We start from the raw sequence: 14431 nt of genomic DNA, 5'->3' as shown, positions 1-14431 counted from the left end.
AACTAAAATTTTTAAGATTATGACACCATGGCAACGCTTATTAGGCTTAGTAAAGTTAGAGAAGAAAGACATCTATCAAGTCTTCAATTATGCTATATTTTCTGGTTTAGTAGCCTTATCTCTTCCATTAGGTATACAAGCAATTGTTAACTTAATTCAAGGCGCTCAAATATCAACTTCTTGGATTGTATTAGTAATATTAGTAACCATCGGCGTAATATTTTCTGGAATATTACAACTCATGCAATTAAAGATTATTGAGAGTATACAACAACGCATATTTATGCGTGCTTCATTTGAGTTAAGCTATCGCTTTCCTAAAATTAAGTTTGAAGAACTACGTAATTATTATCCGCCAGAGTTAGCAAATCGCTTTTTTGACACCATTACAATTCAAAAAGGACTTGCTAAAATTTTAATTGATATCCCAACAGCTTTACTTCAAATAGTATTTGCACTGATATTACTATCATTTTACCATCCATTCTTTATTCTATTTGGACTTTTAGTATTGGCACTAGTATTTATGGTTTTTAAGTATACAGCAAAACAAGGATTAATGACCAGCCTAAAAGAATCTAAGTATAAATATCGTGTAGCTCACTGGATTCAAGAAATAGCACGTTCTGTCATAAGCTTTAAATTATCTGGTAGAACCAATTTGGCAGTAGAAAAAAATGATAGTTTGGTGGTAAATTACCTTGAAGCCAGACAAAAGCATTTTGGAGTCTTAATGCTACAATTTATACAAATGATTGGCTTTAAAGTTATCATTACTGCTGGACTGTTAATTGTTGGTGGATTTTTAGTTATTAATCAAGAAATGAATATTGGCCAGTTTGTAGCTGCCGAAATTATTATACTAATTGTAATAGCTTCTGTTGAGAAGTTAATTCTATCGTTAGAACCATTTTACGATGTGCTTACAGCTATAGAAAAACTTGGTCAAGTGGTCGATAAAGATCTAGAAAATCAACATGGTAATCAACCAAACTTTATCAAAGATTTTAATGTAGAGCTTCAAAATGTAGGTTATTCTGTTGAAGATAGAGAAATGCCAATACTTTTGGACATATCTTTAAAAATAAACAGTAAGAGTCGCATTTTAATTCAAGGAGAAACTGGTTCTGGTAAGTCGAGCTTATTAAGTTTAATTTCTGGAGTCATAAAACCAACTAAAGGACACTTATTTATTAATGGTCTTTCATCAGAAAGTATTCTAATTAATCACTATAGAGCACACCTTGGATTGTCTATTAATGAAGAAGCCCCATTTGAAGGCACTATTAGAGAAAACATAAGCTTTGGAGATAAGACTATTAGTGATGAAGACATCCTTTGGGCTATGGAAAAAGCAAATCTTAGTGACTTTTTAAAAGTACAGCCAAAAGGATTAAGCACAAAACTTTACCCTGAAGGTAAACGTATTTCGTATACAGTTTCTAAAAAAATAATTCTTGCTAGAGCTATAGTTAAAAAGCCCAAACTATTAATTCTCGAAGATGCCTTAGACCAATTTAATATTCAAGAAACCAATACCATTATTGATTTTCTGACCGACAAAAGTAATCCTTGGGGAGTTATAGTTATTAGCAATAATAAATACTGGACCCAAAAGTGTACTGAAGTAAAGATATTATCTAACGGAAAAATAACCAATTAAACCTATCAAAAATGCTTAACATATCACATAATCACCTCAATAAAAAAGTAGCATTAGATAATTTTAAATCTGGTGCAATGACTTTAAATAAAAGCTATGGTGAAACTTTTAAACGCTATTTAATTGCGTTTTTTATAATTCTTATTGTCATTCTATTCTTGCCATGGACACAAAACATTTCGGGTAAAGGAAAGCTAACTACCTTAACTCCTGATCAAAGACCTCAAACTATACAATCGCAAATTCCTGGACGTATTGAAAAGTGGTTTGTTAGAGAAGGTGATTTGGTAAAAAAAGGTGACACCATTTTAAAAATCTCCGAAATAAAAAGTGATTATTTTGACTCACAATTAGTAGAACGAACTGGGCAACAAATAAAAGCAAAAACCTCATCGGTAAATGCATATAAAGACAAAATTTCTGCAAAACAATCTCAAATAAAAGCTTTACAGTATGAGCAAACTTTAAAAAATAAGCAAGCTATAAATAAACTAAAACAAACTAAATTAAAAGTGCAAAGTGATAGTATAGAACTAGCTGCTGCAACTATCAAATACAATATTGCTTCTACACAATTTAATCGTGTAAGTACCTTACAAAAAGAAGGGTTAATGGCTATAAAAGATGTGGAAGTAAAACAAAATAAACTTCAAGAAGCACAGGCTAAATTAATTGCTCAAGAAAACAAACTAATCTCAAGTAAAAATGATGTGATTAATGCTGAAATTGAACTCTCAAGAATTGATGCAGAGTTTGGAGATAAAATCAGTAAAACACAGAGTGAGTTATTATCGGCTAAATCATCTAGTTTTGATGCCGAAGCTCAAGTAACTAAATTAGAAAACCAATATACTAATTACCAACAGCGTCATAACCTACTCTACATTATAGCACCTCAAGATGGTTATATTAATAAAGCTATTAAAGGAGGTATTGGAGAAACTTTTAAACAAGGAGAGCCTTTAATAGGCATTATGCCAGCCAATTATGATTTGGCTGTTGAAACATTTATTAACCCTATTGACCTTCCGCTAATTCATATTGGTGAAAAAGTTCGCGTTCAATTTGATGGATGGCCAGCAATTGTTTTTTCTGGTTGGCCTAATGCTTCTTATGGAACTTATGGAGGAACAGTAGTTGCCATTGAAAACTTTATTAGTCCCAACGGTAAATATCGTGTATTACTAGCTCCAGACACAAGCGATCAACCTTGGCCTAAAGCTTTAAGAGTTGGCTCTGGTGCTAGAACCATTGCCTTATTAGAAGATGTACCTATTTGGTTTGAAATTTGGCGAAAATTAAACAGTTTTCCTCCAAACTATTACCAACCAGAATCCAATAAATCATTAAATACAGCTAAAAAATGAGACGGCTAATTATATTTTTGATTCTAATCTTCAACATAAATTCTTTAACTGCTCAAGAAATGAATACAGTTTTATCTTTAGCAGAATACATGAGTTATGTAAAAACCTATCATCCATTAATAAAACAGGCGAATCTTGTTGTTACAGACGCAGAATCCCAACTACTTCAAGCGCGTGGTGCTTTTGATCCAAAAATAGAGGTAGATTATAATCATAAAACATTTAAAAACACAGAGTATTACGACAAGCTAAATGCAGCCTTTAAAATTCCAACTTGGTTTGGTATTGAACTAAAAGGTCAAATAGAACAAAATGAAGGTGTTTATTTAAATCCTGAAAACAATGTTCCTATCGATGGACTTTACAACCTAGGTATTTCTATTCCTTTAGCTAAAGGGCTTTTAACTAATAAACGTATGGCTATGTTAAAACAGTCCAAAGTATATATAGACCAAAGCAAAGAGACGCAAAAACTACTAGTTAACAACACCCTTTATAATGCAATAGTAGCTTATTTTGATTGGTTACGTTTTTATAACGAATCTCAGATATATTTAGATTACTTAAATAATGCTTCCCAAAGATTTGAAGGTATTAAACAAAATTATTTTGAAGGACAAGCAGCAGCAATAGATACTACTGAAGCACACATTGCAATTTTAAATAGAAAACAAGAATTTGAAAATGCGCAGTTAAAATTAAAAAAAGCGCAACTTAAGTTGTCTAATTATCTATGGATACAAAATACTCCTGTAGAGCTTAGTGAGCTTATGATTCCGGACACAAACACATTAGATGTTCTAGATAGGTCTCTAAATTTAGAAACTAATAGTGACATAAATATTAACAGTCACCCTAAAATTCAGGCATTACAATTAAAACAACAGCATCTTGAAATAGAACGACGTCTTCAAAAAAACAATTTGTTACCAACAATAAATTTTAATTATAATTTTTTAACCGAAACACCTAACCAATTAAATTCGCTAAACATAGATGATTATAAATTAGGCTTACAGGTTTCTATTCCTCTCTTTTTAAGAAAAGAACGCGGAAAATTTCAATTAGTAAATAATAAAATTCAATCAAATAAACTTGATTTGGAAACCGAAAAAGTAAACTTAAAAACCAAAATTTCAGCTATTCAAGAAGAAATAAACTCCTATTCTAACCAATATGGATTTTCATTACAAATGGTAAATTCATACAAAAAACTATTGCAAGCCGAAGAACGAAAATATCAAATTGGTGAAAGTTCTATTTTCTTAATTAACTCTAGAGAATCAAAATTAATTAATGTACAACTAAAAGTTTTAGAGTTAAATTATAAGCTTATGCATTCTAAAGCAAAAATGTTTAACTCAACAATATTTAATAATAGTTAGTATTACTATTTCAATACCAAATATTTAAAATACACGTTTCAAATGTATGCGCATTACTAAAGTCTTACTTCACTTATGCTTAATAATAATTTTAACCGTCTTAACTCAAGTTGGCGGACTAATTTGGTTATTAGCATTATTACTTTCTAAAAAATATCAAGTAAAAAAACGGTTTATTTTCCCAATACTGTATTTTGTTTTTAACCTTATTATTATTCCATCATCAGCTAAACTTTTAGGAAGAGAGCAACTACCGATATTTGATGAACAACTAAAACCAAGAAATTTGGTTTATCCCATACTCTTTAGGAATTATGTAAATCCCGAATTAAAAGATTTACTCATGAAAGCTTCAAAAGAAACTAACATTAAAATTACATATCTGGATGCTAATTTTCCATTTTTTGACGGTTTCCCGTTACTTCCACATTTAAGTCATAATGATGGAAAAAAAATTGATTTATCGTTTATGTATCTAGATGAATATGGTATTGCTACTAACAAAAAGCCTTCTATTTCTGGATATGGTGTATTTTCAAATTCTGAGAATAACAAAACTAGTAAGTCATGTATTGACCAAGGTTATTGGCAATACGATTATCCAAAATATTTAACTTTTGGAACAATTAACAAACTATCACTTAATAAGAATTCAACAAAGCAATTAATACAGAAGTTACTTAAATCTTCAAAAACAGAAAAGTTATTTATTGAACCTCACCTTAAGCAATCATTGGGTTTAAACAATGAAATGAAAATTAGATTTCATGGTTGTAGAGCAGTTAGACATGATGACCACATCCATTTACAAATAAAATAAACTTTCAACAATTATTGAAAGTTTAAAAATATTTATATATTTGTAATGTAAAACAATCTTTAAACAGATTTATAATGACTTACGAAGAAGCAAAAGAAAAATTTATTAGTACTTGGGGAAGCTTAGGTTCGCTTTGGGGAATCAACAAGGCTATGGCTCAAATACAAGCGCTTCTTTTTATTTCTACAAAACCATTATCTATGGAAGAAATTATGGAAGATCTAAAAATTTCTCGTGGTAATACAAGTATGAATCTTAGACAACTTATGGATTGGGGAATTGTAACCAAAGAACTTGTTCCTGGAGAGCGTAAAGAATTTTTTACTACCGAAAAAGATGTACAAGAATTAGCACGAACAATTGCTAAGGAAAGAAGCCGTAGAGAAATTCAACCTGTAATAAAAGTTTTAAAAGATGTTTCTAGCATAAAAAATGATAAATCGGAAAAAACAAAAGAGCTTATTAAACAAACTAAAGCACTTCACGATTTAACAAGAGATGCAGATGCTATGATAAATAAATTAGTGACCCAAGATCAAACATGGTTAACAAAATCTATTCTTAAAATATTGAAATAATATTTTTTTAAAACAAAGTTTCAATTTTTTCTGAAAGTTTAGAATATATAAAAATGAACTATAATATATTGTCATATTTAATCTACTTGCCTGTTATAGCTTTTATAATGCTAAAAGTTGGATGGTTATTTTATAAAAATGGAGAGGTGTTTTTAATTAGTTTATTACACAACAATCTTCCTCTAGTTAAAAACGTAAACAACTTATTACTCATAGGCTATTATTTAGTAAATCTGGGGTATGCAATTCTAACTATATCAAACTGGGAAACGGTTAGCTCTATTACAGAAATGATTAACACATTAGCTCATGTAATTGGAAAGATAATGTTAATACTAGCCCTCTTACACTACAACAATATCTTTTGGCTAAAGTACTTAACGAAAACAAAAATTTTAAATTAATACATCATGGAAAACACAAAAATTGTAATCGGTTATTTAATCTATCTACCAATTGTTATCACATTAACAATTTATGTATCAAAAGCATTATTTAAAAATGGTCGCTTATTTATGATAGATATATTTAAAGGCAATGAAGGCATTGCTCTAGCAACCAATAAATTATTTGAAATAGGTTTTTATCTAATAAATATTGGCTTTGCATTATACATTATGAAACTTTATTACCATTCAAACGATTTAAGTTATCAAACATTAATGGAGATGTTAAGTATGAAAATTGGTGGCTTTACCATTTACTTAGGCTTAATGTTATTTTTAAACCTATTCCTATTCTTTAGAGGAAGACGAAAGTCAAAGCAAAGCCTTAGAACACCTATTACAACGCAACTTTATAAAAAAGAACAATGAAACTAATACATTATATAAATACAATTGTATACTTAATAACAATCATTCCATACATTACTATAAAATATGCTTTTTTAGGCATGTATGCTCAAATACTATTAGGTATTACACAATTAATAATAGGAATAATACTAGTGATTTTCATTAATAGGCTCACTAAAAAGCAAACGTATCTGCTAAAATTATATTGGCTATTTACATTAACGATTATAGCTTTAATGTCAATTGTAGGCTACTTTGAAATCTATACTAGTTACTTACTAATTCCTCTAGTATTTATTTTACCAATGTGTATTGCTACATATTCTGTATATCTCACATATTTAATTCAAAAAAAATGATGCTAATAGTTATAGCTGGTGGAAGTGGTTTTCTAGGTAAAACCTTAGAAAACCACTTTACAAAAAAAGGGTATCAAGTTATAATTCTAACTAGAAATCCAAAAAAATCAAACCACATATATTGGAATGGTAAAGACTTAGGAGAATGGACTAAAATATTAGAACATACAGATGTTATAATAAATCTTGCTGGTAAATCTGTTGATTGCAGATATAATCAAAAAAACAAAAAACTTATTTACGACTCAAGAATTAACTCAACAAACATATTAGGTTTAGCAATAAATCTTTGCGAAAACCCTCCAAAATTATGGATGAATGCTTCAACAGCAACCATATATAATCATTCTTATAATAAAGAAATGACAGAAATTAATGGAGAAACTGGAAATGATTTTTCAATGAATATTGCTAAAGCTTGGGAAAACACATTTTATTCTATAACAAATCCCAAAACACGTAAAATCGCTTTAAGAACAGCTATCGTGTTTGGCAAAAATGGTGGCGCTTATAGACCTTTAAAATTTTTAACTAAACTTGGTTTAGGTGGCAAACAAGGTCATGGTAAGCAAAAAGTAAGTTGGATACATGAGTTAGATTTTGCTCGTGCGGTCGAATTCTTAATCAAAAACACATCACTAAAAGGTAATTTTAATTTATGTGCACCTAAACCAACAAACAATAAAACCTTAATGGATAAAATGAGAAAATCATTAAATATTCCTTTTGGCATTTCTCAACCAAACGCGCTATTAAAATTAGGCGCTAAGTTAATTGGCACCGAAACTGAATTGGTTCTTAAAAGCAGAAATGTAGTTCCAGAACAACTACTTAAAAATAGTTTCAAATTTAAATTTACAAACATTGAAAATGCTCTTAAAAATTTAACGCTATGACATTCCTTAAAGCACATTGGAAAAACCTAATAATGATTAATTATGAAATTGATCCAAACATACTAAAGCCTTATTTACCCTTAGGAACAGAGCTAGATTTCTATAATGGTAAATGCTTTGTTAGCTTAGTAGGCTTTATGTTTAAAAATACAAAAGTACTAGGTTTAAAACTACCATATCACATTAACTTTGAAGAAGTCAACCTTCGCTTTTATGTAAAACATAATAACAAACGTGGAGTGGTTTTTATTAAGGAAATTGTACCTAAACCTCTCATTACATTTATAGCAAATACAGTTTATAATGAGCACTATATAACTCATAAAATGAAGCATATTAATGATGAAGTATCAAATCATTATTTGTATCAATGGTATGTAAATGATGTTAAGCAAGAGTTTTCGGTAAACACTTTAGATATAGATATTCCTTTAAAAGAAAACTCTGAAGCCGAATTTATTGCAGAGCATTACTATGGTTATACAAAACATAAAAACAAAACCTATGAGTACGAAGTAAAACACCCAAAGTGGAAGCAAAAAGAAGTTATAAACTATAACTTGAATATTGACTTTGAACTTAACTATGGTAAACCCTTTAGTGTTTTAAAAAATAAAAAACCATCATCAGTATTCTTAGCTTTAGGTTCAGAAATAACAGTTGAAAAAAAGCGTATTATAAATCCAATTTATAATTAATAGTTTTAAACTTTTCATAAAAAGCCAACATATTCAGTTTTATTTCTATTTTTGGTAAAGCAAACTAAATCTGTATATGCCAAACCATCAATTAAATCCAAATAAATGGATAGACTTGTATTCAGACTACCTCTTTAACTACACTATTACAAGAGTTAGAGATAGGGAGACTGCTCAAGACTTGGTTCAAGACACTTTTTTTGCTGGTTTAAAATCTATGAAAAATTTTAAAGGAGAAGCTAGCGAACGTACTTGGCTAATTTCTATTTTAAAACGAAAAATTATAGATTACTATCGTAAAATAAACTCTAAAAAAGGTCAAGCCGAAGTAAGAGTTAATTTTAACAATGATAACGATGAAGAAGGTAGCTGGTTAGAAAAACGTGTTGCTGATCCATTTGATAAAACGGCTGAAGACTCAATTGAAAATGTTGAGTTAGGTGCAGCAATTCATGCTTGTTTATCTAAATTACCTGAAAAACAAGCTGAAGTTTTTAAGATGAAAACACTTTTAGGTTATGAAACTGAAGCAATTTGTAATGAATTAGATATTACAGCGTCTAATCTTTGGGTTATAATACATAGAGCTAGAACAGCATTAGCTTCATGTTTAGAAAAAAACTGGTTATAAATAATTAAAATGAGTAAAAAGAACAGCATATTTATTCCTTGTGAAGAAGCAAATCATACTTGCGATAAAACACAGTACAAAGAATCTACTTTGTGGGAAAAAATCAAACTAAACATTCATTTAATTTATTGTAAAGCTTGTAGAGAATACACCAAACGAAATGCTAAACTAACCAAGCTCACTAAAGACCCTAAAGTAGATTGTTTAAAACCTTTCGAAAAAGCTCAAATAAAAGAATCTTTCGAAAAAGAGCTTCAAAATCATTAAGCTACAACAAGCATAATAACAACCAAAACACTGGAATACTTTCTACCCAAAATGAGCTATAATAAGCCTTTTGCTTTATAGTACTATACCACAATAATATTCCTGTAACAAACATAATTATTACTAAAATCATTAATTGATCATAGTAGAACTCGTCTTTCAAAAACTCTAAGAGTAACATTAAAACAATCAATACTATTCCAATAAGCTTTGTTTGTTTTATTCCTATTCGTTGCGGAATAGTTCCCAATTTCAAACTATCATACTTCATATCTCTTATTTCAAAAGGTAGCATTACAATTAAAACAAATAGAAATCTTTGTATCGTAGTTATTACAACATCAAAATCGATAACATAATCTTGATTAACTATAGGAATTATTACAGTTGTAATAGACCATACAAATGCTATTACATGAATTTTTAGTCCACTTACAGTCCTTAAATTTTTACTCTTATCTAGAAAATACTTTTTTGGTAAAAAAGGAATAGCATATAAAAAAGTAATCAACCCTAAACCACAAAGAATAAATATTACATTAACATTCAACTTAAACGTAAAATATATAAGAGCAAAAAAGGCGACTAAAGAAAATAGTTGAATATATTTTAACCAATTGGCTAAACTTCTATGATGAAACTTAGCTAACCCAAAATACTTAACAAAATTATAACCAGTAATAGTCGAAAAAAACAAGAAACAAATTAGGTTTATATCAACTTCAACATTAAAGTTAAAACATGTAATTATAGCCAAACTACAAACAGCTAAAGCAACATGAATACTACTGTTTATATAAAAATCTAAAAACCGTTTTAGTGTGGTCATATCACAAAAATAGTTAAACTGTTAATAAACCAAATATTTGCTTAAAAACTTTCAAAAATTAGTCATTTAAAAACACTAAAATTGTGTAATTTTGCTCATCAAAATACAACATAACTAACTATGAATACAGATACTTTCTCGTTAAGACACATTGGACCTAGAGAGTCGGACCATAAAGACATGTTAAACACAATTGGTTTAGACTCAATAGACGAACTTATTCATCAAACTATTCCTGATAATATAAGACTTCAAACCGAGTTAAATCTTGACAAAGCTTTAAGTGAACAAGAGTATTTAAACCATATTCATGAGCTTGCCTCAAAGAATAAAGTTAATAAATCATATATAGGTTTAGGTTATCATCCTTCAAACCTACCAGCAGTTATCCAACGTAATATTTTAGAAAATCCAGGTTGGTATACAGCTTATACACCTTATCAAGCAGAAATTGCTCAAGGTAGATTAGAAGCTCTTCTTAATTTCCAAACCATGGTTACAGACCTTACTGGAATGGAATTAGCAAATGCTTCACTTTTAGATGAAGGTACTGCTGCTGCTGAAGCTATGGCTTTATTATTCGCTGTTAGAGAAAGAGCTCAAAAAAAGGCAAACGTTAATAAATTCTTTGTTTCAGACGATATCTTACCGCAAACCTTGTCAGTGCTTCAAACAAGAGCTATTCCAATTGGGGTGGAGTTAGTAGTAGGTAACGCTGATGAATTTGACTTTTCAAATGAATACTTTGGTGCTATTGTTCAATATCCTGGAAAATCAGGAGAAATATTAAACATTGAAGATTTCATATCAAAAGCTAATGCTGCAGATATAAAAGTAGCTGTAGCTGCCGATATTTTAAGTTTAGTAAAACTTGAAGCTCCTGGTAAATTTGGAGCAGATGTTGTAGTTGGAACAACACAACGCTTTGGTATTCCAATGGGTTATGGTGGTCCTCATGCAGCTTATTTTGCTACCAAAGAAGCTTACAAACGTAATATTCCTGGACGTATTATTGGTGTTACAAAGGACACTGATGGTAATCGTGCTTTACGTATGGCACTTCAAACAAGAGAGCAACACATTAAACGTGATAGAGCAACTTCCAATATATGTACAGCTCAAGTACTTTTAGCTGTTATGGCTGGAATGTATGCAGTGTATCATGGACCAAATGGCTTAACATATATTGCTAATAAAGTTCACAACTCAGCTTGTACACTTGCAAATGCTTTAGAATTTTTAGGTTTAGAACAAACAAATGCTTCATTTTTTGACACTATTCAAGTAAAAGTTGAAGACAGTTCTAAAATTAAAGAATTAGCAGAAGCTAATGATATCAACTTCTATTATCCAAATAATAATACAGTTGCAATATCAATAAATGAAACAACAACACTTTCAGATTTAAATGACATACTTAATGTATTTGCATCTACTGAAAATAAAGAAGCTGTTTCTATTCAAGAAATTGGAGAACACACTATAATTCCTGAAAACGTTGCAAGAACTTCAGCGTTTTTAGAAAACGAAGTATTTAACTCTCATCATTCAGAAACAGAGTTAATGCGTTATATTAAAAAGTTAGAGCGTAAAGATTTATCATTAAATCACTCTATGATTTCATTAGGTTCTTGTACAATGAAATTAAATGCTGCAGCCGAAATGCTACCATTAAGTTGGGCTAACTGGGGAAATATACATCCTTTTGCTCCAGCTAATCAAGTTGAAGGTTACCTAACTGCTTTAAAAACATTAGAAGACCAATTAACTGAAATTACTGGTTTTGCTGCTACTTCATTACAACCTAACTCTGGAGCTCAAGGTGAGTTTGCTGGATTAATGGTTATTAAAGCATACCACGAATCAAGAGGTGATCATCATAGAAATATTTGTTTAATTCCATCATCAGCTCACGGAACAAATCCTGCAAGTGCTGTAATGGCTGGAATGAAAGTAGTTGTAACAAAATCTACTGAAGAAGGAAATATAGATGTTGACGATTTACGTGAAAAAGCAGAGTTACATAAAGACAACCTTTCGTGTTTAATGGTTACTTATCCATCAACACATGGTGTGTATGAAGCTTCTATCAAAGATATTACACAAATTATTCACGATAATGGTGGTCAAGTTTATATGGATGGCGCAAACATGAATGCTCAAGTAGGATTAACAAATCCTGGAAATATTGGAGCAGATGTTTGTCACTTAAACTTACATAAAACCTTTGCCATTCCTCATGGAGGTGGAGGCCCAGGAGTTGGACCTATTTGTGTTGCTGAGCAATTAAAACCTTTCTTACCTGGAAATCCAATAATTGCTTCTGGAGGAGACAATGCTATTACAGCTATTTCTGCAGCACCATTTGGATCAGCTTTAGCTTGTCTAATATCTTATGGATATATTAAAATGTTAGGTGCTCAAGGCTTAAAAGAGTCTACTAGAATCGCTATTTTAAATGCAAACTATTTAAAAGAGCGTTTACAGGGTCATTTTGATACACTATATTCTGGCGAAAGAGGAAGAGCAGCTCACGAAATGATTGTTGATTGTCGTGCTTTTAAAGCTAATGGTATTGAAGTTGGCGACATTGCAAAACGTTTAATGGACTATGGATTCCACGCACCTACAGTTTCTTTTCCAGTAGCGGGAACATTAATGATTGAGCCTACAGAAAGTGAAAGTAAAGCTGAAATGGATCGTTTTTGTGATGCAATGATTTCTATTAGAAAAGAAATAGAAGCTGCTACAAAAGACAACCCAAATAACGTGCTTAAAAATGCGCCACACACATTAGAGATGTTGACAGCTAATGAGTGGGATTTACCTTACACAAGAGAGGAAGCTGCTTATCCTTTAGAGTATGTAAAAGATAATAAATTCTGGCCAAGTGTAAGACGTGTTGACGATGCATATGGAGACAGAAACTTAATTTGTACTTGTGCTCCAATTGAGGATTTTATGTAGACAAAAATCTTGTTGAACATCGTAAAAAAATAACTTACAATATTTGCCTTTAATTATTTGCTATTATATTCACTACATTAGCAAATAATTAAAGGCAAATACTATATATGAATATTCGTATTACTGGCTCAGGAAGCTATATACCTGACACTATTGAAAGGAATGAAGACTTTCATCAACACGCATTTTTGAACACTGATGGAACATCTATAGACTATCCTAATGAGGTAATAGTTGAGAAATTTAAAGCTATAACAGGTATTGTTGAACGTCGTTATGCCGAAGGTCATTTAACATCTTCAGATTTGGGTGCATTAGCAGCCGAAAAAGCAATTAACGATGCCAACATTGACCCAGAAGAATTAGATTATATAATTGTAGCACATAATTTTGGTGATGTTAAAGCAGGTGCTATTCAAAGTGATATTTTACCTTGTTTAGCTTCGCGAGTAAAACACGCCTTACGAATTAAAAATCCAAAATGTGTAGCATACGATATATTATTTGGATGTCCAGGTTGGGTTGAAGGTGTTATTCAAGCTCAAGCATTTATTAAAGCAGGAATGGCTAAAAAGTGTTTGGTTATTGGTTCTGAAACTTTATCAAGAGTTGTAGATAAACACGATAGAGATTCTATGATTTACTCTGATGGAGCTGGTGCTACCATTATTGAAGCAACTGATGACGAAGGTGGAATTTTAGCACATGAAACAGCATCATTCACTTATGATGAAGCCTACTATTTGTTCTTTGGGAATTCTAACAATCAAGAATTGTGCAGAGATACAAGGTATATTAAAATGCATGGTCGTAAAATCTATGAATTTGCATTAAACAATGTTCCTCAAGCAATGAAAACTTGTTTAGACAAAAGCGGTGTAGATATTAAAGATGTTAAAAAAGTATTGATACATCAAGCCAATGAAAAAATGGATGAAGCGATTATCAAACGCTTTTATAGACTTTATAAAACACCTGTTCCAGAAGGTATTATGCCTATGAGCATTCATAAATTAGGAAATAGTTCGGTTGCTACTGTACCTACCCTTTATGATCTTATAAAAAATAATAAATTAGAAAATCATAAACTTAACAAAGGTGATGTTATTATATTTGCAAGTGTTGGTGCAGGAATGCATATCAACGCTATTGTTTACAAATATTAATTTAACTC

The 14431-nt window shown here is 30.5% G+C and carries 15 protein-coding genes; 14 read left to right on the top strand and 1 reads right to left on the bottom strand.

What is annotated here, in order from left to right; genetic code table 11:
- Positions 1-19: 19 nt before the first annotated feature.
- From ACLII3_RS09575 to ACLII3_RS09520, 12 genes are all read left to right on the top strand, one after another.
- Positions 20-1663: a peptidase domain-containing ABC transporter gene (locus ACLII3_RS09575; protein WP_412984010.1), complete on the top strand. Its 1644-nt coding sequence runs from the start codon at positions 20-22 to the stop codon at positions 1661-1663.
- A gap of 11 nt (positions 1664-1674) precedes the next feature.
- The gene (locus tag ACLII3_RS09570) at positions 1675-3030 is read left to right on the top strand and encodes an HlyD family secretion protein (RefSeq protein ID WP_412984009.1); all 1356 of its coding nucleotides are present in this window, start codon (positions 1675-1677) and stop codon (positions 3028-3030) included.
- 59 nt (positions 3031-3089) lie between these two features.
- Entirely contained in the window at positions 3090-4415 is a 1326-nt protein-coding gene (locus tag ACLII3_RS09565) for a TolC family protein (protein WP_412984008.1), read from the top strand.
- 46 nt (positions 4416-4461) lie between these two features.
- The gene (locus tag ACLII3_RS09560) at positions 4462-5235 is read left to right on the top strand and encodes a hypothetical protein (RefSeq protein ID WP_412984007.1); all 774 of its coding nucleotides are present in this window, start codon (positions 4462-4464) and stop codon (positions 5233-5235) included.
- 74 nt (positions 5236-5309) lie between these two features.
- Positions 5310-5813, top strand: coding sequence for a GbsR/MarR family transcriptional regulator (locus ACLII3_RS09555; RefSeq protein ID WP_412984006.1), 504 nt, complete (start codon positions 5310-5312; stop codon positions 5811-5813).
- A 53-nt stretch (positions 5814-5866) separates the two neighbouring features.
- Positions 5867-6217, top strand: coding sequence for a hypothetical protein (locus ACLII3_RS09550; protein ID WP_412984005.1), 351 nt, complete (start codon positions 5867-5869; stop codon positions 6215-6217).
- Positions 6218-6223: 6 nt separating this feature from the next.
- Positions 6224-6628, top strand: a complete 405-nt coding sequence (locus ACLII3_RS09545; RefSeq protein ID WP_412984004.1) for a hypothetical protein — start codon at positions 6224-6226, stop codon at positions 6626-6628.
- Positions 6625-6969 carry a hypothetical protein gene (locus ACLII3_RS09540; protein ID WP_412984003.1) on the top strand — a complete coding sequence of 115 codons (345 nt, stop codon included), beginning with the start codon at positions 6625-6627 and terminating at the stop codon, positions 6967-6969. Before ACLII3_RS09545 ends, ACLII3_RS09540 begins: the two co-directional genes overlap by 4 nt.
- Positions 6966-7865, top strand: coding sequence for a TIGR01777 family oxidoreductase (locus ACLII3_RS09535; RefSeq protein WP_412984002.1), 900 nt, complete (start codon positions 6966-6968; stop codon positions 7863-7865). Before ACLII3_RS09540 ends, ACLII3_RS09535 begins: the two co-directional genes overlap by 4 nt.
- Positions 7862-8563 carry a YqjF family protein gene (locus ACLII3_RS09530; protein WP_412984001.1) on the top strand — a complete coding sequence of 234 codons (702 nt, stop codon included), beginning with the start codon at positions 7862-7864 and terminating at the stop codon, positions 8561-8563. The genes ACLII3_RS09535 and ACLII3_RS09530 overlap by 4 nt, the downstream gene beginning before the upstream one ends.
- 76 nt (positions 8564-8639) lie before the next feature.
- Entirely contained in the window at positions 8640-9194 is a 555-nt protein-coding gene (locus tag ACLII3_RS09525) for a sigma-70 family RNA polymerase sigma factor (protein ID WP_412984000.1), read from the top strand.
- A gap of 9 nt (positions 9195-9203) precedes the next feature.
- Complete coding sequence (locus ACLII3_RS09520; protein WP_412983999.1) at positions 9204-9461, top strand: glycine dehydrogenase; 258 nt, start codon at positions 9204-9206, stop codon at positions 9459-9461.
- A 1-nt stretch (position 9462) separates the two neighbouring features.
- Here ACLII3_RS09520 and ACLII3_RS09515 read toward each other — a convergent pair whose 3' ends face one another.
- Positions 9463-10290 carry a hypothetical protein gene (locus ACLII3_RS09515; RefSeq protein WP_412983998.1) on the bottom strand — a complete coding sequence of 276 codons (828 nt, stop codon included), beginning with the start codon at positions 10288-10290 and terminating at the stop codon, positions 9463-9465.
- A 120-nt stretch (positions 10291-10410) separates the two neighbouring features.
- Between ACLII3_RS09515 and gcvP the strand changes: the two genes are divergently transcribed.
- Together gcvP and ACLII3_RS09505 are read left to right on the top strand one after the other, a co-directional pair.
- Complete coding sequence (gcvP, locus tag ACLII3_RS09510) at positions 10411-13257, top strand: aminomethyl-transferring glycine dehydrogenase (RefSeq protein ID WP_412983997.1); 2847 nt, start codon at positions 10411-10413, stop codon at positions 13255-13257.
- Positions 13258-13364: 107 nt separating this feature from the next.
- The gene (locus ACLII3_RS09505; protein WP_412983996.1) at positions 13365-14423 is read left to right on the top strand and encodes a 3-oxoacyl-ACP synthase III family protein; all 1059 of its coding nucleotides are present in this window, start codon (positions 13365-13367) and stop codon (positions 14421-14423) included.
- Positions 14424-14431: the final 8 nt, after the last annotated feature.

The sequence above is a fragment of the Pontimicrobium sp. IMCC45349 genome (assembly GCF_047219225.1).
In the GTDB taxonomy this organism is placed as follows: domain Bacteria; phylum Bacteroidota; class Bacteroidia; order Flavobacteriales; family Flavobacteriaceae; genus IMCC45349.
This window is presented reverse-complemented; position numbering and strand designations above follow the sequence as displayed.

Bases quoted from the DNA above. Each gene is read 5' to 3' on its own strand.
- ACLII3_RS09535 (WP_412984002.1), top strand. From the start codon at position 6,966: ATGATGCTAATAGTTATAGCTGGTGGAAGTGGTTTTCTAGGTAAAACC.
- ACLII3_RS09515 (WP_412983998.1), bottom strand. From the start codon at position 10,290: ATGACCACACTAAAACGGTTTTTAGATTTTTATATAAACAGTAGTATT.
- ACLII3_RS09530 (WP_412984001.1), top strand. From the start codon at position 7,862: ATGACATTCCTTAAAGCACATTGGAAAAACCTAATAATGATTAATTAT.
- ACLII3_RS09540 (WP_412984003.1), top strand. From the start codon at position 6,625: ATGAAACTAATACATTATATAAATACAATTGTATACTTAATAACAATC.
- ACLII3_RS09525 (WP_412984000.1), top strand. From the start codon at position 8,640: ATGCCAAACCATCAATTAAATCCAAATAAATGGATAGACTTGTATTCA.
- ACLII3_RS09555 (WP_412984006.1), top strand. From the start codon at position 5,310: ATGACTTACGAAGAAGCAAAAGAAAAATTTATTAGTACTTGGGGAAGC.
- ACLII3_RS09575 (WP_412984010.1), top strand. From the start codon at position 20: ATGACACCATGGCAACGCTTATTAGGCTTAGTAAAGTTAGAGAAGAAA.
- gcvP (WP_412983997.1), top strand. From the start codon at position 10,411: ATGAATACAGATACTTTCTCGTTAAGACACATTGGACCTAGAGAGTCG.
- ACLII3_RS09550 (WP_412984005.1), top strand. From the start codon at position 5,867: ATGAACTATAATATATTGTCATATTTAATCTACTTGCCTGTTATAGCT.
- ACLII3_RS09560 (WP_412984007.1), top strand. From the start codon at position 4,462: ATGCGCATTACTAAAGTCTTACTTCACTTATGCTTAATAATAATTTTA.
- ACLII3_RS09520 (WP_412983999.1), top strand. From the start codon at position 9,204: ATGAGTAAAAAGAACAGCATATTTATTCCTTGTGAAGAAGCAAATCAT.
- ACLII3_RS09565 (WP_412984008.1), top strand. From the start codon at position 3,090: ATGAATACAGTTTTATCTTTAGCAGAATACATGAGTTATGTAAAAACC.
- ACLII3_RS09545 (WP_412984004.1), top strand. From the start codon at position 6,224: ATGGAAAACACAAAAATTGTAATCGGTTATTTAATCTATCTACCAATT.
- ACLII3_RS09505 (WP_412983996.1), top strand. From the start codon at position 13,365: ATGAATATTCGTATTACTGGCTCAGGAAGCTATATACCTGACACTATT.
- ACLII3_RS09570 (WP_412984009.1), top strand. From the start codon at position 1,675: ATGCTTAACATATCACATAATCACCTCAATAAAAAAGTAGCATTAGAT.